The following is a 21309-nucleotide window of genomic DNA, read 5'->3' on the forward strand; positions in this document are numbered from 1 at the left end:
TAAACAAAAAAAAGACTGTTCATAGACAGTCTTTTTTACTGGTTCAAATCAATTATAAATTGAGCCTGAATTTACTGTTGGCATCATAGAGTTGTTTTGCATCATGCCTTGGGTGTTCGAGTTTCCGTGACAATTATTGTACATTTGCTCTAAATCGGAATCGCTGAGATTGGGATGCATTTCTTTCATGAATGGAATCATGTCTTTAAAGGTACTTGGAGCTACCTCCGAAGCATAGACCGCAGTTCCGATGCCAAGTGTCAAAACAGCAGCACCTACTATCGCGATGAACTTGGAGTTCATGATGTTCACCTCCTTTCAAGACCTTCATGCCCAGTAAGATTCAATCTTGCTTAGGATGATTAATAAAATAACCTTCATAGCTGGCATGTTCCTACTGATATTCGGGTCAGTAATGACTCTTCCTTTATCATACATATTAAATGTGTTGAAGCTGTGAAGATATCATAAACGTCACTCTCCCTTATGATTTCTTCACATATTCGTTACCATAAAGTCTGTAATCAAACCGCCCACGCTTCGATATTGGATAAGAAAAAAAGCCACCCAATTGGCGGCTTAAGCATGCATATGTGTTTATTTTCGATCATGATTCGTACCGGTTTGGGGATATTCTCAGTTACTTGTTTACGTTCATGCTAACTGCTTCTGTTCACATTCTTCTCCAGCGCATTATAATGTCATGGCGTGTCCATACTTTGCAAGGAACGCTTCCTTCGCTTTGTAATCCTTCATCATGCTGCCAACGAGTCGCCAGAAGGAGCGATCATGATTCATGTGAATGAGATGACAGAGCTCATGAATCACCACATAGTCAATGACCTCAAGAGGCGCCATCGCGAGACGGTAATTGAAGGTAAGATGCTTAGTCGAGCTGCAGCTGCCCCACTTCGTTCGCGATTCTTCAACGGTGAAGGATTTAGGCGTAACTTTCAACTGCTTCTGATAGATCTTTATCCGTTCCCCGATCACCTTCTTACAGCTGGCGAAGTAAAACTTCTTCAGTTCATGCTGGAGCGCTTCTTCCGTAAGCCCATGCGTTTCGATTAACTCATCAAGCGAATAATATTTGCCAAGATGAAGGAATTTGCCACTCTCTTCGTATGCTCTGACCTTCGGAGCAGTTCGAGCTTCCTCAATCGCTTGCAGCTGTTTCAAAATTTTATCCCCATACTGCCTCACAGCGTTCAGCACCACATCATCACCTGTATGATTCGGTGCCTTCACCGTAACAAGCCCTGAGGGATCAATTTGGATTGAGATCTTTTTGCGTGGGCCATATTCTACATGACATTCTATTTGTTGTTGTCCTAGTTCAATCTTCATATTCAACTTCGTTTCTAAAAGATTTTATCTTCATTGTAACAGAATGGAACCGAATCCTCCTCTATTTGTGGTAAGATTCAACCTGTTGCGTGTTTTATGGGCTCGAATAAAGCACACTCAAAAAAATGCAGCTATATTTTAATATGGGATAATATTGCTGATGGTTTCCGGCCTGTGATCAGTTGTTGCCCATCCGTATAGCCCTCCTCACGACCATCAAGCTCCTGTATGAGAACAGAGCGCCAATATCGGATACGTTCTTGGCGTTCTTCATCCGCAATTGCATTATGCAGTTCTTGCGGGTCATCAATCAGGTCAAAGAATTGCTCCTCACCCGTTTGGGAGAACCAGATGTACTTCTCCTTCCCATCAGTCACCCAGTGATTCGACTGCATTCCTTGTGCGTGCTCGCCATGCAGATGGTGGCGCCAAGACCGAACGCTTTGCCCTTCTTTCTCTTCTGCTGAGGCAAGTCTCCAGATGCTTTCTCCTTCGACTGTATCCGGTATTGGCACGCCAGCCGCTTCCAGCAGCGAAGGCATGATATCCCGCATCTCCACCACTTGATCCGACACCATGCCGCGCTGCAAGCCTAATCGGTTGCCCGGATCATTGACGATAAACGGTACATGGGTGCTTCCTTCATACGGAAGAGACTTCCGGAATAAGTGATGGTCTCCAAGCAGCTCGCCGTGGTCTGATGTAAACAGGATGACTGTGTTCTGCAGCTCGCCATATTCATTCAACGATTGCAAGAAGCGGCCAATTTGGTGATCGCTATGCGTGATCAGGGCGTAATAGGCAGCCATCGCTTTACGCAAGCGGCGTTTCGGTACCAGTCCCCTCCCTGTGGTAGGAGAGTACCCAGCCAGATCGGGGTCTTCCGTTTGCGCCCAGTCACCCACCGGCGGCTCCGGAATATCGGCATCCTCATACAGATCCAGATACGCCTGCGGAGGATCGAACGGCGGATGGGGCCTGACGAAAGACATCCACAGGAAGAATGGCTTCCCGGGATCTCGGCGACGTAGAAAATCAATAGACTGCGTGACCACCCAATTCGTCGGATGCAGCATTTCTGCCAAATGCCAAGGACGGGCGACGGTCGATGCGTTGCAATCCAGACCGAGATCGATCATATCCGCGCCGGGCACCCTCTCACGGAGCCATTGCAAGTAATCGTCGACTTGATCGTAATGCTCCTGCATCGGAATACTGTGGTAATTGCGGTTGTGATGCAAGTAACCGTCGTGAAGCATGACATTGTGGAACCCCATCAGATTCCGTGCCGGATAGACGTGCATTTTGCCGATACACTGTGTATGATAACCGGCACCGGCCAATTCCCCAGGCAGCGTTCTCTTATAATCCCATGGCACGCAGTCTTGATAGCCGACACGGCCATGAGCCCGCTGTGATTGGCCGGTGAATATGGCTGCCCTTGCAGGTACGCAAGTCGGTGTGGCAGAATAGGCACGGCTAAACCGTACACCAGTCCTCGCAAGCTCGTCCAGATTGGGCGTCTCAACGACAGGATGACCCGCTATGCTGAGACAATCAAAACGCATCTGATCGACTGTAATGAGTAGAACATTAGGCCTTCCTTGGTTTTGACTTGAATTCATCACGTTCCCCCTCCCAACTACACCCCGCGAATTCTTCAAAATTTGGTCAACTCCACTTTTATCGGGACGGCACCCACTGACTAATAAGTCATCGCAGTTTCCCAAAAACGAGATGTTCTATTAAAAGTATTCGTCCGAATTCATTAATATCCTTTTGTTGAAATCCTAACGTCCCTGTTGAAGAAACCGTTGATGAGATCACCTAAAAAAAGTGAAAAGGAGCCGCAATCGTACGACTCCTATCATTTCGTTGCTAGCAAACTACTCCTTGATCCATTGAAGCTTTCGCATCCTATTGATTCAACACATGCCGATATGCAATAAGTGAAATCCATAGCACAGCCGCTATCCATATAACAATAATCATACTACCTGCAAACCAATTTTTCGGTTTACCGCGCTTCATCCGTTCCTCGGCTTGTAGTTCATGCTCTTGGACCACGGCTTCCGGAATCATCTTCAATGTGATCGCAATTCCAAGAGGGACTAATATCACATCATCCAGATAGCCTAGTACAGGGATAAAATCTGGAATCAAATCAATTGGACTAAAGGCATAAGCGACAACACATATGGCGAATATTTTGGCGTACCAGGGAGTCCGACTATCTTTATAAGCAAAATAAAGTAAAAAGACCTTTCTTTTTAGCATCCTAGCCCATTTCTTTATCCGATCCATCGTATTCGTTCTCCTACGTTGCATTTTACTTCATATTACCACGCTATCCTGTCCAACAGCTAACTGATTTCTACTGGTTAGTTAGGCGGCTATCGTTACGAACTCCTAGCCCTTTTGGATATAACAAAAAAAGTCGCCAACATGACGACTTCGTAGGAGACCTTGCTTATTCGAGGCAACCTTGGTCAGTTCAAGATGCACCGCCATCTTTTTATTGATCAGCATCCATCGAGTGACAGGCTTTCGATCAAATCCAAGGCATGCGGGCACCACTCTTCAACCAGTGACTCTCGGCTTTGTCGGATCGCAGTTCGGGTTCTGTACTTCACCCAAAGCAGCCAACTTGGACAAATAGTAGCACTCTTCACGATACATATGATCCGGCATCAGCGGATTAATCCGGTCCAACACCTCTCCGCGCAGTTCAAATTCTTCGAGTTCCGCCAGAAAGTGCATGAACACCCTCATTTCCATATCGACATCAGCATGGAATTTGCGCAGGGCAGGGAAATCTTTTATATGGGTCCTTAAATAACCCGTCATTTCTACTGCCTTTAGATAAAACCCTTCAAAATCTTTCTGAAACGCCATGCTTTTTGCAATTAACGGCTTTTCAGCAAAATCCAGATCGGCCGCTAGGCTTGCTGCATGACCATATGCATCCTGCAGCCACACCATATCATAATGCAAGGGATGGAACAGAGGTACGCCCTTACCTTCTTGTAACGCCTGTAGTATCCGAAGGTATTCCTCCAATTCATTGACCATATGGTTGACAAAGGAAGGGGTCAGGAGAAAGTCAATTTTGCCTGCAAGCTGTCGTTCCAGCAAATTCAGCTTGAATTCACGCAGTTCATAAGAGGCTTTATAGGCATCCTTCGTCAGTTTCTCGATGAATGTGGAGGCATCGGGTCGCCGCGACTCCCCTAGCAGCATATCAAATTTAGCCATTAAGGACTCGGCTGTGGCGATATCCCCTTTTTCCTTGGGTGAAAGCGCAGTAAAAATAAAACGACAGTGGTCGCCAAGAATCTGTAACCAAAACCGGTGTTCATACAAGGGATCACTCATTGATCTAGCCCCTTCCAATAGCGTTATTCTCAGAAAATATATGCTACTGACAGCCGAGTAGAACGCGGAAGGGATAATCGTAAGACAATATTCGCGACTCGAGCATCATCCATAACATAAAACAGGACAAGAAAAATTCTGTTGTTTGTCTAAGGCCGGCTCACGACTGCATCTCGTTTTCGATCCGTTTCATAAAGTCTTCAGCCGCGCTGTATCCGAGTTGTTTAAGATACCAATTGTTGGCCGCCGCCTCGATCAGACTGGCAACGTCGCGTCCCGGTTGAAGCTGAACCTCGATATGCGGAATTTGAATGCCTAAATACTCTGTAAACTGAGGTACCGCCTCAAGCTCGTTGTTTAGGGAATTTTCCCGCCAAGGCGACAGCTCAATATCGAGCACAATTCGCGTCTCGTCCTGGAACGCCGTGCGTCCGTATTGACGAACGACATTAATTAAGCCGATGCTGCGTAGCGCCAGAAACTCGCGTGTTGTCTCATTATGTGTGCCAAGAAGTGTCGAAGGGCCCAGCTTTTTAAGCACCACAATGTCGTCAGCCACAAACCGGTGACCACGTCTGATCAAGGTGTGGGCTGTCTCACTTTTGCCAATCCCGGATTTACCCCGAAGCAGGATTCCTATGCCCGATACATTCACACATACCGCATGGATCGACATCTCCGGTGCCAGTGTCTTCACCAAATAGCTGTCTAACTTAGCGATAAATTCCGTTGTTGTCTCTGTCGTCCGCAATAATGGTATGCCTTCCTGATTACAGAATAGCGTCAGATAAGGAATCTCCTGCTGTCCTGACGTAACAATAAAGCACGGCGGATGATATTTGACGATATTCCCGATATGTAACTTGCGTTCTTCTATGCTAAGCGTCAATAAATAGTTGATTTCTTTGCGACCAAGCACCTGCACTCGCTCCATAGGAAAAAAATCGAAATACCCGACAAACTCCAGCCCGGGCCTATGCGTCTGTGGACGGGTAATCATACGATCCATGCGATTGGCTCCTGCAAGTACTTCCAAATGAAAAATTTCCGTAAGACTTTGAACGGTGATCGACTTCATGTTGTTCTCCTCCTGCGGTTGCAGTATGTATTCCGATATATTCAACGAACAACAGGTATTTTCCTGCCTCTTTGTCTCCATTTACGAGACACCCACCCTTCCGGCTAATTTAGATCCAGGACGACCATGACTGCCTCCAAACATGAGTTTACATCAAAAAAAGTCGCCTATTTGGCGACTCTTGTGAGTATATAATGTGATCATTATCGTAGGCTTGCATGGCATCCATCTACAACAACTCAAAGGTAAGGTCCGGTGTGCTCTCCACCTTCACAGGCTCCATGGATTGTTCATGATATCCCATTTCCAGAACGGCAACGATCCGTTCGCCATCCTGAACACCAAATCGACGGGTGCAAGCTCTATCATAAATCCAGTCATTCATCGTCATTCGCACATGGAGCATGTGATCCTGAGCGAGCAGACGGAAATTCTGTATGAGGCAGCTTGCAGCTCCGTAATCTTCTTCTATCTTATGAGGATCATGATCTTCCTTAATAACCAATATCAGATAGGCCGAAGCCTGGTCCTGCAATTCAGATAGCATGCCTGTATTACCGGAGCCAATAAATATAAACCGCCAAGGTTCCCGCATTCCGTCATTAGGAGCCCATACAGCAACATTTAACAATTCCAGAATATGATTTTCGGAAACAGGTTTAGCGCTATAACTCATCAAATGGCCCCCCTCGACTCGATATCATTGTCCATTTCTTTTCAGCTTGTGTACGTGCTCTGCCTCTTGGAGCCTTATCGAAGTATCCGAGATGAAAAATACCAACCAGCCTCTCATTAGGCTGCAGCTTCAACAGCTCGAATAATTCTTTGCTCTGCATCATCGGTTCTGTATCCCACAGCGTACCGAGCCGACGTTGCCAGGCAAGAAGCTGAAAATTTTGCATGATCCCGCAGACCGCTGCATAATTCATATCTCTTTTCCTTCTGTCCGCATCCGTAGAGGCAATGATGATAAGATGGCCAGGTATATCGGTGACCCTCTTCCGAACGAAATCCCGAACCTTTTCCGGCAGCCATTTGACCAGTCTGTTCTTCACCAGCGGTTCCAGCATACTGACAGCCAAACGTTCCTTCGAATCCGCCGTCCCCGCATACACGCTTCGGAAGGCCACTTCCTCTGTGGACGGATAAAGCTGCCGCGCAGCGTAGAGTAATTCGATCACCAGCTCCTGGTCCACGGGAATGGAGTTAAACTTGCGGATGCTTCTTCGTTCTCTGATCGTCTTCACGAAATTCATGCATTCAACCCCCAGCCATTGCTCGCTTGAATAACCCTTCAAGATTACAAGTATCGCATCGGCGAACATATTCTTAATGATAAAAGTCAACCAAATCTCCAAATAATCGCTTCATAAGTTCAAGCTCGGATTCGCTATATCTGTCCAAAAAATCGATCATCCTCTGCTGCTCCTTGATATGGAGCTCATCATGAATAGCAAAAAGCCTTTTCCCGGCCGCTGTTAGCCGGAAGTACACTTCTTTTTTGTTATCATTGAGCTGGGCCCTGCGAACCCAACCCGCCTTCAATAATTTATTGGTTATCTTGGAGGTGTTCCCTTTGCTCAGGTTCATCGTTTCGGCAATGGATGTAACATTAATCGGTTCTTGCTCACCAATACACGCAATGGTATGTAGTTCCGTTATGTTTAGTGTGGATTCTATCTCTATTAGTTTCCGGAGCTCTTCGATAAAAGCGCTGCTTAACCGGTTCTCATATTGTTCTTTTTGCTGCAGAAATTGAATGAAATTTTCATGGATAGCGTTTTTTATTTTGCTCGTACTCATGATTATGCAAGCTCCTCGACTCATTGTTTTTTCATTATAACCAAAATTAGTTTCGCAAGAAACAATATGAGCATACCAGGGAAGTTATACCTCGGAAAGTTATGATGATTTCAGTTGTCCAGTCCATATCACCCCCTTCAAATCAGAATATTGTTTCCATTGAATAGATAACTAATCAGTAAAATGGGAAGCGAATCTAAATAACATTGAAATATTTATTCACATGAAACAATTATATTTTAAGGTTATTTTGATCCGATGTCAATTCCGTCCGTTCTTCATATCAGCCTTTAACGCAGCAGGATCTTCGCCAGCAGAACGCGTTTATGCCTTGTGCTTCTAGCAGAGCTTCTAGCGGAGCTTCTAGCGGAGCTTCTAGCGGAGAAAAAAGACAGCTGCGTCATCGCAGCTGTCTTTTGATAATGAGCAATAATGGACTATTTGCTTGTCTTCAATGCAAGCGCAGGTCTCGTTAAGGAATAAACGGCGCAGATTAGCGACACCATGACAATTCCTCCGCCTACCCAAGACGTACTGGATACGGTACCTCCCTGCTCTAACACAAGGCCGCCGATAGCGGATCCCAGGGCAATTCCGATCTGCAGCGCGGAATTGTTGAAACTCTGCTGGATATCGGACGAGCCCGGATCCACTTGAATCAAGTAATTCTGCAGCGGAGGGGCCAGACTCCAGCTTAATGCACCCCATATCATCATCACGACCAAAAATACGCCGATCGAGAATGTGGAGAACGGCAATAGGAACAGCACCAACATGAATGATGTAATGATGATTACAATGCTCTTATGCGACCCCAGCCGGTCGGCGAGTGCGCCTCCAAAGGCCCCACCGCCGACTGCGGATAGTCCGAACAGGAAGTAACAGATGCTGATCCAGTATGGACTCAGCCCAAGTTCGGATTCAAGAAACGGCGTGAAGTATGCATAAATCGTGTAGTGCCCTGCAAGCATGAATAAGGTAGCGAGATGCGCTCCGGCGATTTTCGATTTGCCGAGCGCCTTGATCTGAACGGATAACGGCGTGACATTTTCAGGCTTGATCCGATCCAGAAACATATAAATCAAGATCATGGAGCCAATCGACAGAATGCCGATACCGAGAAACAGTACCCTCCATCCAAAAGCTTCACTAATCAAAATACCGAGCGGCACGCCAAGCACCAACGATGAGCTGATTCCCATATAAATAACGCCTAATGCTTTCGCCCGATGTTCAGGTTCAACCACCTTGGCGGTAATGGTCAACGATAACACGATAATCAGCGCTGTGCTCATGGCAGTTAATATTCTAGCAGCCAATAGCATCGTAAAATTCGGGCTTACATAAGCCAGCAAGTTACCAATAAAAAAAACAAATAAGGAAAACATATAAAGCCGTTTCCGCTCCACTCTTGCCGTAAGCGCAAGGAGAACCGGTCCTGCTACCGCATAAACTAGGGCGAACACGGTAATCAGCTGCCCAGCCGTGCCGAGTGAGATATGCAAGTCATCCGCGATGAGCGGCAATATTCCGCCAACAATAAGTTCAACCAACCCGACGGATATCGTCGAAATCGCTAGAATTAATACTTTCAGATTCATCTGGAATAGAATCCCCCTTCTTCGATGTCGTATTTGCCTATAATCAACAAAAAAATCCTGATTACAAAAAATGAGAAACATTTTCTGTAATCAGGATTTTACGGTTCCTGGTAGAGACCCTCAGACCATATTAATGAGGTTATACATTCAAAATATTTTATTCAGTCGCAAAACAATCGTTGTTTAATTTATCACATCCGTTACGAAATATCAAGCTCCCAAGCAGGATTCCAGCAAATCTCCCACAAATGTCCATCCGGATCGAGAAAATGGCCGGAGTAGCCCCCCCAGAATGTGTCTTGTGCTGACACGGTTACCGTTGCACCCGCCCTTCTGGCTTGCTCCATCACCTCATCCACTTCTTCCTTACTGCCGACGTTGTGACCGATGGTAAACTCTGAGGAACTCGGAGGGGACAGAGGAACATTCGCCTCAACTGACAGATCTTTGCGATTCCATATCGCCAGCTTCACGCCCGCTTGCAATTCAAAGAATGCTACAGCCCCATGCTCAAATTCCGTCCCAATGATCCCTTCGGTCGGGAGTCCGAGTCCATCGCGGTAAAACTTCAATGACCGCTCCAGGTCATCGACGCCGATTGTAAGTACGGATATACGTGCTTTCATTATGGCATTACCTCCTATGCATCATCGTTACCTCATACTTATTTTCGTCGATGACTCTATTGAATGATTGTAAAAAACGGACAACGTGCTTCTACACATCAACAATTCCATCATTGATCACTTCAAAGCCTGTACGGGTGACATGCCATATAAACGCCTGAAGTTGTTAATAAAATGAGGCTGATCATAGTAGCCGTATTGGGCAGCAATATCAGGAAATCGGATCGGCTTGGCCTGATGCAACTCCAGCAGCAAATTTTGAAAACGAATGATCTCCGACATTTCCTTCGGACTGACGCCGAGTTCCTTCTGAAATGCTCTTCTTATGGTTCTCTCGCTATAATTAAGTTTATCAGCCAAGGCACGAACCGTTATTCTCCCTTTGGCGGCGTACAAATACTGCATGCCATGCTCCAGCAGCGGCTCGGAACGGACGTTATTCTGTCCTAAGACGCCCATTAAAAACCTTTCAACCACATCCATTCGGTTGGCGGAATCCAGTGCTGTGACCATTTCCTCGTTCAACTGATTCACATCCAGCCCCCATGCTTCCTCTAAGAACACAGGACCCTCACGGAAATCGGAAGCTGGATAATGTATGAATGGGCGGACGGACTCCGCAAAAAAGCGGACACCGAACAATGCCTGATCCTGCGTCAATCTCATGGCTTCATAAGATGACATCAGTCCGGTAATAAAGCCGGAGGTTGAAGCATCCCGTACCTTCAGATTAAATATAATATCGACGCAACCGTCAGGAAGAATGCGATGAAGCGGCTGCTGAAGTGGCGAAGCTGTATAATCCAAGGTCCAATAACAGGCCACATAAGGACTTAATGCAGGGCTTGGCAGATATTCGTGATAGGTGTAAGAAGAGTCCGGAGACGGATTCTCTATCGTTGGAGCTTGTATAGGGACATAGTTCCGCAATGTGTTCACCCTTTATTAACGTTGGATAGCGAATGACTCAAGTAACTAACAACTGAATTACAGCATTGATTAATGCTGCCCTGCTTGAACCCGAAGGTTCATCACATGACCGTCACGTGTCGTAGTGTAAACCTTCCAATCCCCCGTTACTCCGGTCCCATCATTCATGACAAATGTTCGGATGCCCTCCCTGCCGGCTTTGACATCCATATATCCGAATTCCTCCGTTCCTCGGTAGACATTCAGAATCACTGTACCCGAGCTGTTCCTATTACGAACCTTAACGGTTAATTTATTTCCATTATCTGGAATGGTGGTAAACGTATTCTCGTATGCACCGATACTTCGGTACTTATCTAAGTCTATGAATTGTACCTTATATGGAGCATGGCTTGTATCGCCCTCAACTTCCTCTATGTACGATACAGGATGTTGAATGTGTTCGCCCGCACTCTGTGGGAACAGCGCCAGCCCCAGGAACATGACAAAGGAAACTCCAAGCCATTTCATTACGACTTAAGCCCCCGAATAAACTTCCCTATACGATGTGCCGCTTCGTGCAAAGCTGGCTCTTCCTGGACCAACGCGATTCGCACATAGCCCTCTCCTTCGGAACCGAAAGCATCTCCAGGAATAACCGCTACGCCGGTTTCAAGCAGTAATTCGCGGGCGAAACGGCGCGAGCTCCATTGAACATCACGAAAAGCTTCAGGGAGCCGGGCCCATAGAAACATCGTGGCCTGAGGTTTAGGTACAACCCATCCTGCTTCGGCGAGTGATGCCACGAGGACATCACGCCGAAGCTCATATAGTGAGGCGACAGCCTGTTCCTCATGGCCAGATGCCATGGCTTGACGCAGTGCATGGACAGCCGCAATTTGTACAGGCTTGAATACACCAAAATCAATATTGCTTTTGTACTCCCGCAGCGCGCCCACTGCTTCCTCATGACCGGCAAGAAAGCCGATGCGACAGCCTGCCATGTTAAAGCTCTTTGAGAAGGAGTGAAATTCTACTGCGATGTCGATCGCGCCGGGAACCTGCAGAATACTCATGGGGCGATAGCCGTCAAAACCCATTTCGGAATATGCAAGATCATGAACGATCAGTACGTCCCATTGTTTTGCCAACCCGACCAATTTTTCGAAAAAAGCATAATCTGCCCGGACCGCAATCGGATTCCCCGGAAAATTCAACAGAATGAATGTCGCTTTCGCCCAAACCTCCTCCGGAATGCTGTCCAGATCCGGAACAAATCCAAACTCTTCCTTCAGCGGAAGATACCAAGGCCTAACGCCTGCAATCGCAAGCGCTCCGGCATAGATTGGGTAACCCGGATTCGGTACAATGGCCACATCTCCCGGATTACATATGGCCTGAGCCAGATGCGATAATCCATCCTGAGATCCCATCAAGGCGAGTATTTCGGTATCGGGATTGACATTTACACCAAAACGGTATTCCATCCAAGCCGCTGACTGTTCTCGAAACTCCGCGATTCCTCTAGTACCTGGATATGTATAGTTATCTTCTTTCAGCGCTTCTTGGCTAAGCACCTCACGGATATCCGCAGAAGGACCACGGTCAGGGCTGCCGATGCTCAAGTCGATAATATCTCTTCCCTCTTGAAGAGCCTCTTGTTTCCACTCGCTGACCTCGGCGAATATGGAAGAACCAATCTGCGATAGTTTGTCTGCACGCCATGTGCGTTTTGAAGTTTGATTCGGCAAGATATCCACCCACTCCACTTTTTCCCTACATTATAGCATGAAGCTGGAGGTGCATCGCTTTAAAATCCTCATCTCAGGCTTGACTTGAAAAGCCTTTCATAACGTAAGATCGAAGCATACAAAAAGAGAATTCAGGAGAAGAGACAACCATGACCAGAACACGAGAGACCATCTTTATTATCGCCTTTACTTTTGCAGCCTTTGTACTTGGTACTACCGAATACGTCATTGTTGGATTATTAAAAGACATCAGTGTAAGTCTCAGCATTTCGCTTGCTGCAGCCGGTGTCCTCGTATCCAGCTTCGCTATTGCTTACGCCATCGGAACGCCGTTTGCGGTCACGCTGCTCGGACGTATTCCTCGGCATGTTACCATTCTGACAGCGTATATTGCGGTGTTATTGTTTAATTATTTGACCATCTTTGCCACCACGTACCCCGTCATGTTATTCATTCGCATCATCACCGCGATTTTGTGCGGATTAACTTTATCGCTGGCCATTGCCGCAACAAGCGAGCATATGAGCGCTTCCCGCAGGGCTGGCGCGGTTGCCTGGATCATCGGAGGTTTCTCGATTGCGAATGTCCTTGGCGTTCCTGTCGGAACGCAAATCGGCCAGATGGCCGGATGGCAAACGGCTTTCATTGTTACATCATTGGTCGGGATCATCCCGCTAGTTTTGATGATGGTTGTCATGCCCAAGAGCAATACCATTAGCGTAAGCTCCATGAAACAGCAATTTGCCTTGTTCAAGAACAAGCGGATACGACTTGCCTTCTTCATTCCGGTCCTTGGCGTAGGCTCTGTATTTATCGTATACACGTACATAACGCCGCTTTTAGAGAATGTAATGGGAATTCCGCAGCAATGGATCAGTACCGTTCTGCTGGCCTATGGCGCCTTCACCATTCTTAGTAATTGGCTCGGGGCCAAGGTAGCGCAAGGAAATTCAAGGGTAAAATTGAAAGTGATTTTCATCATCCAAGCGATGATTATGATGGCGCTTGCTCTTACCCTATCACTCCCGTGGATGGCCTTAATGTCGTTAATGCTGGTCGCCTGCTTCTCCTTTGCGCTCAGTACCGCCGTTCAATTATACCTGATTGACCTAGCGGATGAATCTTCAGCTGGCTCCAAGGACTTCGCTTCTACACTTATGCCGGTCGCATCCAATCTGGGCATCGCCGTTGGTTCTCTACTGGGCAGCCTTGTCGTGGATAACGTTGGTCTCGAATATCTGCCTTGGGCTGCCGTTGTGTTCGCAATCGGAGCATTTGCCGTTACCTCCCGCTGCCATCAGCTGGATCAAGAGCATATGGGTTTAACGCCTCTGGCATCGGCAAAGGCTTCGTAGAACGCCCTTTTTTCAATCCTTCTCATTCTTTTCTATGGTCGACAACCAGACCATCGTATCGGGATGGGAAACATTCCAGATCAGCGTTCATTAATCGTTAAATTCAAAAAGCTTACCCGTTATGTAACGGCGTAAGCTTTTTGTTTTACTGTTATTCAGTTTATCAGGCATGCTTGAATGACTGTCGACTATATGCCGATTAGCCGTGTACAAATTTCCTTATTACGATTCCGCCATCCAACATTGTTAAAGTCCATGGATTTGCGATATTTGAGGACACTGATTCCGCTATTTCATTGGTTTTACGCTTTTCGTAGCAATATGTGGACAAGAGATCCGTTATTGCGGGATAATTGGGGGATTAACCCGTGATTATGGTGCAATAGCGGATCCCGTGTCCGCATGAACTCCATAATGGGCTGATTTCGACAAAATAACGGATTCTCTGTCCTCATGATCTCCATATTGGGAGAATTCCAGTATATAGCGGAGATTACTCTGTCTGCATGTGCCCCAAAGTAAGCCGATTTCCGCAATATAACAGATCCTCTGTCCCCATGATTTCCATATTGGGCGAATTTGAGCATATGACGGGACTCTTCTGTCCGCATGTGCCCCAAAGTAGGCTGAATTCCGCAAAATAACAGATCCTCTGTCTGCATGATCTCCATATTGGGCGAATTTGAGCATATGACGGGACTCTTCTGTCCGCGTGCCCCAAACTAGGAAGATTTCGCCGAAATAGCGGATCCTCTGTCCGAATATACCTAATTTATCCTATTTTTGCGTATAACTGCAATTCATTTCAGCAGCGATAGCCGTGTACCGAATCCCACATTATGATCCGCCACCCGACATCGTTAATGTCTATCGAGTTTCGATATTTGAGGACACTGGTTCCGCTATTTCCTTGTTATCACCCATTTCGCAGTAATATGCGGACATGAGATCCGCTATTGCGAGATAATTGGGGGGTTAACCCGTGATTATGGTGCAATAGCGGATTCTGTGTCCGCGTGAACTCCATAATGGGCTGAATTCGCCGAAATAGCGGATCCTCTGTCCGAATATACCTAATTCATCCTATTTCTGCGTATAACTGTAATTCAGTTCAACAGCGATAACCGTGTACCGAATCCCTCATTATGATCCGCCACCCGGCATCGTTAATGTCCATGGATTTGCGATATTTGAGGACACTGGTTCCGCTATTTCCTTGGTTTTACGCTTTTCGTAGCAATATGTGAACATGAGATCCGCTATTGCGAGATAACTGGGGGATTAATCCGTGATTATGGTGCAATAGCGGATCCTGTGTCCGCATGAACTCCATAATGGGCTGATTTCGGCGATATAACGGATCCTCTGTCCTCATGTCCTCCATATTGGGCGAATTTGAGCATATGACGGGACTCTTCTGTCCGCATGTGCCCCAAAGTAAGCTGAATTCGCCGAAATAGCGGATCCTCTGTCTGCATCTGCCCAATTTGTCCGATTTCTGCGTATAATTTTTATTCAGTTCAGCAGCGATAACCGTGTACCGAATCCCTCATTATGATTTGCCACCCGGCATCGTTAATGTCTATCGAGTTTCGATATTTGAGGACACTGGTTCCACTATTTCCTTGTTATCACCCATTTCGCAGTAATATGTGGACATGAGATCCGCTATTGCGAGATAATTGGGGGATTAACACGTGATTATGGTGCAATAGCGGATTCTGTGTCCGCATGAACTCCATAATGGGTTGATTTCGGCGAAATAACGGATCCTCTGTCCTCATGTTCTCCATAACGGGCGAATTCCAGTATATAGCGGGGCCTCTTCTGTCAGCATGTACCCCAAAATAGTACGTTTCCCGCATATAGCGGTTCTTCCCGCGTCGTCCTACTGTTCGATGGATGCCTTACTTAGGCAACCATCTCCCGGCATACTTTCGCACATCGGAAGCATGCTTCAGCACATTCCTGGCAGTGCTTCATATCATGCTTCTTACACTCGTTGCCACATGCTTCACAGACATCGGCGCAGATCCTGCATATTTCTGTGGCATACATACTGTTCGTGGACAGCGCTTGAGCAGCAAATCCGCAAATATCCGCACACTGCCGGTCCAAGCGAATGCATTCTTTCATCATCGCCACATCATGTTCATCCAAACATGCGGTGTAACAATGGTTACAGGCTATCATACAGCGCAAGCATTCCTCGATACATTGTTGAACTTGTTCATGTGACATCATCCATTCTCCTTTCGGTCTTAGCGTTCATAGGATACCTTTTGTCAAGGTTGTATGTAATTAACCAAAACTTGTGAAGATAATATGAGGATATTTTATAGAGTCGAGATCATTGGTGTGAATAGAAAAGACGACTGCGCAGCAGTCGTCTCTTATTTTTCATGATTGCCATGAATGGAACATTACCCGTAAATATACGGTCGAGTTGAACATTAATTGGAGATGAATTAAGTTAACCAGCCTTCACATGAATCCGCCAAACTCTGCAAATCTTGAAAGAACATGCTGGCATGGTAACCATCACACACAGCATGGTGCACCTGCAATGAGACTGGGAGCAGAATACGGCCACCCTGCTCGATATATTTTCCTCCGGTTATGATAGGAAGAAGATAGTCTGCTTCATTGACAATGTTTAGATTAAATCCGCTAAAGCTTGCCCAGGGTATCATGGATATGGGAAACGTGTTCAGCGGTGGATTCTCTTTAACGAAAATCCCTTTTGCATCCCGATAACGCTCCATGTCCTGCTCGTAATGATCGTGAAATCGATAGAAATCATTCGAACATGCTGTCCATAAACAGGAGAAGGTATGGTCATCATTATGGAAAAAAGTATAGCTTGGCGTCATCCGATCCCAGTAACCCAATTCCCCTTCGGGACTATAGGACGTTTTGAATTCGACCCGGTTATTGACAACCCTGGTAACCATATAAATAAAAGCAGGATAAAGCTTGAATCCATTAGCTTTTAACGAATACAGCAAGCGAGTAATGTCGATATCCACGGTAATGCTAAAGGTACATTTATTCGATCGATAATGCTCGTAATAAGGTTTTCTCGTCCACTGTTCAACATCTATAATATGAAATTTCATCGTTTATGCCCTCCTAAAATAAAATCGTTCTATTTCAGGAGGGAATATCCACTGATCTAATCACACGCCATCACTCCAAAGTTTCCGTATTAGCAGATTTCTGTTACATCTTCGAGTTTAACTGATTCTGCCCAGTTTCATTATTATAAATGATACAGCAAGAGGCTTCACTCCTCAAGCAGCTGCTTAAGTCGTAAAGCCTCTATGTCATCCAATCTTAATGAAGAACTTAAGGCATTTGGGTAAACAGCAGGTTTACTGGCAAATTGCTTCCCGGCGCAGCCGTCAGCATGATTTCAACCTTCTGTTCGTAATCGCCTGTACGGTAGAGGACTGCTTGCTCGCCGGGAGCTACCTGTCCAAGGGAATAGATCGGTACAATCGTTCCATTTATCATGGCATATCCCGAGTACTTACCGCCCCGTGGGTTAAACGAGATCAGGGTATCCGGCGCTACGCGATCCAAAGTAATTTTATACAAGACACCAAAGTTACCCGTGTTGTGCGTAATGTCTCCAACCATAGGGTCCATACCTTCCAGGTTAGGGTCATCCTGATTGTCTCCAAGTACGAGACGTTCGGAATCTGCACCTACCAGTTCGGAATAACGGATGACCCGCGTCGAATCCGGATAGGTTCCGCGGTTGTGAACACCATCACGATTCAGGATCGGCAGCGTGCTCAGAACCTTCAATGGATCGGATTTCTCATCAATCATCACAACATCGAACTGAATCGGCAGGTCGCTGTACATATCCGAGTATAGGGAGATGACATGTCCTTGCTTCATTCTAACATCGCTCAGTTCCGTCATGACCAGCTTCTGTTCACCTGGTGCAAGCGTTACTGAAGTTCGCTTTGAATCGTCCTGCATGGATTGGAAGTAGTTCAGCACAGACTTCTTGCCTGCTGCCGTTGCGATCGGCGACGGGCCTGCAAATCCCAAGTAATCTTGTCTGAGCGTTACCGGAGTGCTGTTCTTGTTTGTTGCAATAACGTACATTTTCACATTTTTATTCAAATTGTTCACATGGTGAATCATAAAGCGCATATCGCCAACTGCCGTCTCTCGGTACACAATGCCTTCGGTGTTGACGGTTTCGGGACTGTTACTACGAATCAAGGTGCTTGGCTCGTCGTAAAAATCATAATTGATCTTCGCACGTGAAGTCACATTACCGAGGAACGTGAATTTCTCCCCTTCCGGGATAAAGAGCATATTGAAATCCTCTTCTTTATATAACGTTTCGTTCGTCACGTTAATCGTCGTCTCGTAGGTGGAACTAAGTCCCTTCTTATCGGTGGCCGTTAACTTGATCGTATAAACGCCCGGTGTGAAGAAAGCATACTGTTTATTCTCCCACTTGTACGTCAGATCCTCAGGCTTGTCCTGGTCATCAGTACTTAGGTTCGTATAGGTAATCAACTCACCCATTTTATACTCGGACTTATCGGTCTCGAACATGGCAACAGGAGGTAGATTCGGCTGAATGACCGTAATCTTTTGGCTATAAGGCTCGCTCCACGCTCCTGTAGAATCCTGAACCGAGTAAGTGACTATGTATTCGCCTGGTGCATCGAAAATATCCTGCTTGCCTTCCCAGCGCTCGTCGATGATCTCACCTTGTACATTCTCCAGCTGCGGTGTATAAGTCACTGTTGTTTCTCCTGCAAAAATCTCTTTAGGTCCCACCGTAAACTTGGCTACGGGCTTGGTTTCCAGATTCATGATGACACGTTTGCCTACATTATCCGCTTTATATTTAATATCCAGCGCTTGGGTTATAGCTGTCAGCGGAACCATGAAGGTGCTATTCGTCTGGTAGGAGGTTCCCTTCATCTCTTTCGTCACGCCATTCACGGTATACTTGCTGCTGTCTGTTTTGAAGCGAAGCTCAGTGGTTCCTTTGGTAATGACGGTTTCTTTGGTCTTCTTATCGTAAGTGACCTTGAAGCCTACACGGTCCACAAGGGCACGAATGGGAACATAGGATACTCCCTTTTTGACTTGCATCGGCTGTGGTGCATTGTAGGTAACGCCGTCTTGTACCATTTTTGTACTATTAAAATATAGAATAAGTTCTTTACCTGTTACGGTTTGTTGGTTATTCTGGTTGTCCGGCTCTTCCGTAGTTGTTGCCGGATCTTTCACTTCGCCAGTTTCCTCAACCGGTACTTCGGTTGTTCCTTCTTCATTCGGCACTTGAGACCCTTCCGTCACTGTCTCTGTCTGAGTGGTTGTCTCTGTAGTATCGGTTGTTTCTTGAGCAGCGTCTGTACCCCCGGATTTTAATGCTTTGGTTGCCGCAGCATTTTGCTCGTACACTTCTTGGGTGACTGACTGTTGTGGCTTGTCTGCGGTATTTGCATCCGCGCTCGCCGGATAAGCTGCAGCTAATTGGGCAACAGCCAATACGGTTAGCAATGATCGTTTCTTCAGTTTCATTCCATAACTCCTTCTAATCCTTTTTTGATATTTATTGAGGTCATACTATTAGACGCAAATTTTGGTAAAAAAGTTTCTCTGATCTGTTAATAATATTTACGATGATATAGAACATTGTAAAACCTATGAAAACTCCCGCAACAGCACGATGGCCATAGCGGGAGTTAAATATATATTATTTCACGATAGATGCTCCTGCAAATTCGTAGCCGCAATCATCTTTTTCCCGCTCCGATCATATCTCCATAGATGAACACCTGTGTCGCCAGTCGGGATATGAATGTCCGTATGATAAGGAAGATTCAAGAAGCTTCGGAATAACATCGAGATCATCCCGCCATGGGAGACAATGCATACTCTTTTCAAGTCAGGCCATTATTTTGCTCCATTAAATCATCGTCATAGGTAACGGGGACTTTTGTCGTTTCAGCTATTGCTGCCGCGGTCTGCTTGGCCCGGTTTAACGTGCTGGAGAAAATGGCATCCACGGTGTATTCACGATGAATCCACTCCGCTAGGAGCCGCGCCTGCTGCTGGCCAAGATCCGTTAGTGCATAGTCAGCCCGTCCTTCACACCGATTCAAAATATCCGCTTCCGATTGTCCATGCCTGACGACCAGAATCTCAACCATGTCTTATCCCCCCTTTTTTTCACGCTTACGGCTCTATAGCTTATTACCAACCGCAATCCAGCGCCCGTCCACATCCTCAAATACAAACTCATGATTGTTATAATCCGTCGTCGACAAGGCTCTGACAATCTTCACGTCCAAATCGATAAGCTTTTGCTGGATTTCCCGTTGTCCATAAGTAATAAAATAAGCATCATACCCATATCCGTAACGGATTCGATTCGGAACAACCTCAATTTCCGTCTTCGTTAATACAATCTCAACAGAGTCCTTGTATAGGCACACATGCGGTTCTGCTGCATTAAAATAGTTCACAGCACGGAACCCGATTCGCTCATAAAACTCGCTGGTTTTCTCGAAGTTAGACGTCGGGAAAATTTGCAAGCAATGGGAAAACCCTTTATTCATCGTTCGATCTCCTGTTCGAGCTTATTTATGATCCTTCTCATTTCCACGCTTAAAATTCCCGGTCACATTAGCCAATTAGTTGGGCTCAGTTGATTGCATTTATCCACATTGCCCATCTTTTCATACTCCTCTAGATCGTAACTCTACGGTTTATTCTTTAATTCACGTATATCTTTGATCATGAGATCGAGTCTCTCAATGATTCTCTCGTCATTATCCAACTTCTTTTTGAGTCTGACCTCAATCACAATGAGTTCAATGATAAGCACCACGATAAGAACGCCGATGATCATAGCCCGCTCCTTTCTGAACCTGCTTTAATGCTTTATTTAACCAGCTCTTTAATCAGATACAGATTCAAATCGTCATCCGCACATACCATGTCACCGGGCACCACAGGTTCATTGCTGTACATAATCCCGTTGCCATCAGGAATATAACCGCGACGGACATAGATTCTTTGTGCCGCACCATAGTCTCTGTACAATCCCACGCCGATACCGATACGCGGCATTTTTTGGCGGACGATGTTCTCGAATTCTTCTAGGATGCTGTTAGCTATGCCGTTTCTCTGGTACGCTGGGAACACATTCAGATCATTGATTTCCGGAATATTCTGATCTCGAAAATATGGATAACTCGATTCGTATTTCAAGTGGGAAACACCAGTCAGCTCCTCATGAACAAAAGCCAACAAGGTGACACGCTTGCCGATTTGGTTCTCATATTCGCAATAATCATAATACTCATCCGGGCGATTTATATTTTGCTGTTGAAACGCTTCTTTCCAGATGCTTTTCAGCTCCGTGTTATCTAACACCTTTAATGTAACGTCCATTGGTTTACCTCGCTGTTATGT

General features: G+C 46.1%; 23 protein-coding genes and 1 riboswitch. Of the genes, 1 reads left to right on the plus strand and 22 read right to left on the minus strand.

Features of this window, described 5'->3' with window-relative positions:
- Nucleotides 1-48: 48 nt before the first annotated feature.
- The 14 genes from MKY48_RS18930 to MKY48_RS18995 all read right to left on the minus strand — a co-directional run bounded on the left by MKY48_RS18930 (nt 49) and on the right by MKY48_RS18995 (nt 12508).
- The gene (locus MKY48_RS18930) at nt 49-303 is read right to left on the minus strand and encodes a CUE domain-containing protein (RefSeq protein WP_076321686.1); all 255 of its coding nucleotides are present in this window, start codon (nt 301-303) and stop codon (nt 49-51) included.
- A gap of 390 nt (nt 304-693) precedes the next feature.
- A complete protein-coding gene (locus tag MKY48_RS18935; RefSeq protein WP_339265446.1) occupies nt 694-1347 on the minus strand; it encodes a SprT family zinc-dependent metalloprotease in 654 nt (217 codons plus the stop codon).
- A 131-nt stretch (nt 1348-1478) separates the two neighbouring features.
- Nucleotides 1479-2972: an arylsulfatase gene (locus MKY48_RS18940; protein ID WP_339290354.1), complete on the minus strand. Its 1494-nt coding sequence runs from the start codon at nt 2970-2972 to the stop codon at nt 1479-1481.
- A 292-nt stretch (nt 2973-3264) separates the two neighbouring features.
- Nucleotides 3265-3651 (minus strand): YkvA family protein, encoded by a 387-nt coding sequence (locus MKY48_RS18945; protein WP_339265450.1) that lies wholly within the window; start codon nt 3649-3651, stop codon nt 3265-3267.
- 276 nt (nt 3652-3927) lie between these two features.
- A complete protein-coding gene (locus MKY48_RS18950; RefSeq protein ID WP_339265451.1) occupies nt 3928-4722 on the minus strand; it encodes a DUF2935 domain-containing protein in 795 nt (264 codons plus the stop codon).
- A 160-nt stretch (nt 4723-4882) separates the two neighbouring features.
- A complete protein-coding gene (hprK, locus tag MKY48_RS18955; RefSeq protein WP_076321691.1) occupies nt 4883-5800 on the minus strand; it encodes an HPr(Ser) kinase/phosphatase in 918 nt (305 codons plus the stop codon).
- Between the two features lie 229 nt (nt 5801-6029).
- Nucleotides 6030-6476, minus strand: a complete 447-nt coding sequence (locus tag MKY48_RS18960; protein WP_339290355.1) for a nitroreductase family protein — start codon at nt 6474-6476, stop codon at nt 6030-6032.
- Nucleotides 6466-7056 (minus strand): nitroreductase family protein, encoded by a 591-nt coding sequence (locus MKY48_RS18965; protein ID WP_339265455.1) that lies wholly within the window; start codon nt 7054-7056, stop codon nt 6466-6468. The genes MKY48_RS18960 and MKY48_RS18965 overlap by 11 nt, the downstream gene beginning before the upstream one ends.
- Nucleotides 7057-7129: 73 nt before the next feature.
- A complete protein-coding gene (locus tag MKY48_RS18970) occupies nt 7130-7603 on the minus strand; it encodes a MarR family transcriptional regulator (RefSeq protein WP_339265457.1) in 474 nt (157 codons plus the stop codon).
- 437 nt (nt 7604-8040) lie between these two features.
- Nucleotides 8041-9204 carry an MFS transporter gene (locus tag MKY48_RS18975; RefSeq protein WP_339265459.1) on the minus strand — a complete coding sequence of 388 codons (1164 nt, stop codon included), beginning with the start codon at nt 9202-9204 and terminating at the stop codon, nt 8041-8043.
- A gap of 67 nt (nt 9205-9271) precedes the next feature.
- Nucleotides 9272-9371, minus strand: a riboswitch (purine riboswitch).
- A 33-nt stretch (nt 9372-9404) separates the two neighbouring features.
- Nucleotides 9405-9830, minus strand: coding sequence for a VOC family protein (locus MKY48_RS18980; protein WP_339265460.1), 426 nt, complete (start codon nt 9828-9830; stop codon nt 9405-9407).
- Nucleotides 9831-9947: 117 nt separating this feature from the next.
- On the minus strand, nt 9948-10769 hold the full coding sequence (locus MKY48_RS18985; protein ID WP_339265461.1) for a helix-turn-helix transcriptional regulator: 822 nt from the start codon (nt 10767-10769) through the stop codon (nt 9948-9950).
- A 60-nt stretch (nt 10770-10829) separates the two neighbouring features.
- The gene (locus tag MKY48_RS18990) at nt 10830-11270 is read right to left on the minus strand and encodes a hypothetical protein (protein ID WP_339265463.1); all 441 of its coding nucleotides are present in this window, start codon (nt 11268-11270) and stop codon (nt 10830-10832) included.
- Nucleotides 11270-12508, minus strand: a complete 1239-nt coding sequence (locus MKY48_RS18995; protein ID WP_339290358.1) for an aminotransferase class I/II-fold pyridoxal phosphate-dependent enzyme — start codon at nt 12506-12508, stop codon at nt 11270-11272. The genes MKY48_RS18990 and MKY48_RS18995 overlap by 1 nt, the downstream gene beginning before the upstream one ends.
- A gap of 131 nt (nt 12509-12639) precedes the next feature.
- On the opposite strand from MKY48_RS18995, the gene MKY48_RS19000 reads away from it, so the two are divergent.
- Nucleotides 12640-13845, plus strand: a complete 1206-nt coding sequence (locus tag MKY48_RS19000; protein WP_339265467.1) for an MFS transporter — start codon at nt 12640-12642, stop codon at nt 13843-13845.
- A 1911-nt stretch (nt 13846-15756) separates the two neighbouring features.
- On the opposite strand, the gene MKY48_RS19005 is transcribed toward MKY48_RS19000, so the two are convergent.
- From MKY48_RS19005 to MKY48_RS19040, 8 genes are all read right to left on the minus strand, one after another.
- Entirely contained in the window at nt 15757-16086 is a 330-nt protein-coding gene (locus tag MKY48_RS19005; RefSeq protein ID WP_339265469.1) for a four-helix bundle copper-binding protein, read from the minus strand.
- A 227-nt stretch (nt 16087-16313) separates the two neighbouring features.
- A complete protein-coding gene (gene catA, locus MKY48_RS19010; protein ID WP_339265471.1) occupies nt 16314-16964 on the minus strand; it encodes a type A chloramphenicol O-acetyltransferase in 651 nt (216 codons plus the stop codon).
- Nucleotides 16965-17193: 229 nt separating this feature from the next.
- Nucleotides 17194-19410, minus strand: coding sequence for a stalk domain-containing protein (locus MKY48_RS19015; RefSeq protein ID WP_339265473.1), 2217 nt, complete (start codon nt 19408-19410; stop codon nt 17194-17196).
- A gap of 180 nt (nt 19411-19590) precedes the next feature.
- On the minus strand, nt 19591-19734 hold the full coding sequence (locus MKY48_RS19020; RefSeq protein ID WP_339265475.1) for a hypothetical protein: 144 nt from the start codon (nt 19732-19734) through the stop codon (nt 19591-19593).
- A 38-nt stretch (nt 19735-19772) separates the two neighbouring features.
- Nucleotides 19773-20042 carry a histidine phosphatase family protein gene (locus MKY48_RS19025; RefSeq protein ID WP_256720460.1) on the minus strand — a complete coding sequence of 90 codons (270 nt, stop codon included), beginning with the start codon at nt 20040-20042 and terminating at the stop codon, nt 19773-19775.
- Nucleotides 20043-20075: 33 nt separating this feature from the next.
- A complete protein-coding gene (locus tag MKY48_RS19030; RefSeq protein WP_339265477.1) occupies nt 20076-20450 on the minus strand; it encodes a VOC family protein in 375 nt (124 codons plus the stop codon).
- A 143-nt stretch (nt 20451-20593) separates the two neighbouring features.
- Nucleotides 20594-20743, minus strand: coding sequence for a hypothetical protein (locus MKY48_RS19035; RefSeq protein ID WP_215163912.1), 150 nt, complete (start codon nt 20741-20743; stop codon nt 20594-20596).
- 32 nt (nt 20744-20775) lie between these two features.
- Nucleotides 20776-21288: a GNAT family N-acetyltransferase gene (locus MKY48_RS19040; RefSeq protein WP_339265483.1), complete on the minus strand. Its 513-nt coding sequence runs from the start codon at nt 21286-21288 to the stop codon at nt 20776-20778.
- Nucleotides 21289-21309: the final 21 nt, after the last annotated feature.

The organism is Paenibacillus sp. FSL W8-0187, assembly GCF_037969755.1.
Taxonomy (GTDB): Bacteria; Bacillota; Bacilli; order Paenibacillales; family Paenibacillaceae; genus Paenibacillus_AQ.

Bases quoted from the DNA above. Each gene is read 5' to 3' on its own strand.
- MKY48_RS18930 (WP_076321686.1), bottom strand. From the start codon at position 303: ATGAACTCCAAGTTCATCGCGATAGTAGGTGCTGCTGTTTTGACACTT.
- MKY48_RS18935 (WP_339265446.1), bottom strand. From the start codon at position 1,347: ATGAAGATTGAACTAGGACAACAACAAATAGAATGTCATGTAGAATAT.
- MKY48_RS18940 (WP_339290354.1), bottom strand. From the start codon at position 2,972: ATGAATTCAAGTCAAAACCAAGGAAGGCCTAATGTTCTACTCATTACA.
- MKY48_RS18945 (WP_339265450.1), bottom strand. From the start codon at position 3,651: ATGGATCGGATAAAGAAATGGGCTAGGATGCTAAAAAGAAAGGTCTTT.
- MKY48_RS18950 (WP_339265451.1), bottom strand. From the start codon at position 4,722: ATGAGTGATCCCTTGTATGAACACCGGTTTTGGTTACAGATTCTTGGC.
- hprK (WP_076321691.1), bottom strand. From the start codon at position 5,800: ATGAAGTCGATCACCGTTCAAAGTCTTACGGAAATTTTTCATTTGGAA.
- MKY48_RS18960 (WP_339290355.1), bottom strand. From the start codon at position 6,476: ATGAGTTATAGCGCTAAACCTGTTTCCGAAAATCATATTCTGGAATTG.
- MKY48_RS18965 (WP_339265455.1), bottom strand. From the start codon at position 7,056: ATGAATTTCGTGAAGACGATCAGAGAACGAAGAAGCATCCGCAAGTTT.
- MKY48_RS18970 (WP_339265457.1), bottom strand. From the start codon at position 7,603: ATGAGTACGAGCAAAATAAAAAACGCTATCCATGAAAATTTCATTCAA.
- MKY48_RS18975 (WP_339265459.1), bottom strand. From the start codon at position 9,204: ATGAATCTGAAAGTATTAATTCTAGCGATTTCGACGATATCCGTCGGG.
- MKY48_RS18980 (WP_339265460.1), bottom strand. From the start codon at position 9,830: ATGAAAGCACGTATATCCGTACTTACAATCGGCGTCGATGACCTGGAG.
- MKY48_RS18990 (WP_339265463.1), bottom strand. From the start codon at position 11,270: ATGAAATGGCTTGGAGTTTCCTTTGTCATGTTCCTGGGGCTGGCGCTG.
- MKY48_RS19000 (WP_339265467.1), top strand. From the start codon at position 12,640: ATGACCAGAACACGAGAGACCATCTTTATTATCGCCTTTACTTTTGCA.
- MKY48_RS19005 (WP_339265469.1), bottom strand. From the start codon at position 16,086: ATGTCACATGAACAAGTTCAACAATGTATCGAGGAATGCTTGCGCTGT.
- catA (WP_339265471.1), bottom strand. From the start codon at position 16,964: ATGAAATTTCATATTATAGATGTTGAACAGTGGACGAGAAAACCTTAT.
- MKY48_RS19015 (WP_339265473.1), bottom strand. From the start codon at position 19,410: ATGAAACTGAAGAAACGATCATTGCTAACCGTATTGGCTGTTGCCCAA.
- MKY48_RS19020 (WP_339265475.1), bottom strand. From the start codon at position 19,734: ATGTTATTCCGAAGCTTCTTGAATCTTCCTTATCATACGGACATTCAT.
- MKY48_RS19025 (WP_256720460.1), bottom strand. From the start codon at position 20,042: ATGGTTGAGATTCTGGTCGTCAGGCATGGACAATCGGAAGCGGATATT.
- MKY48_RS19030 (WP_339265477.1), bottom strand. From the start codon at position 20,450: ATGAATAAAGGGTTTTCCCATTGCTTGCAAATTTTCCCGACGTCTAAC.
- MKY48_RS19035 (WP_215163912.1), bottom strand. From the start codon at position 20,743: ATGATCATCGGCGTTCTTATCGTGGTGCTTATCATTGAACTCATTGTG.
- MKY48_RS19040 (WP_339265483.1), bottom strand. From the start codon at position 21,288: ATGGACGTTACATTAAAGGTGTTAGATAACACGGAGCTGAAAAGCATC.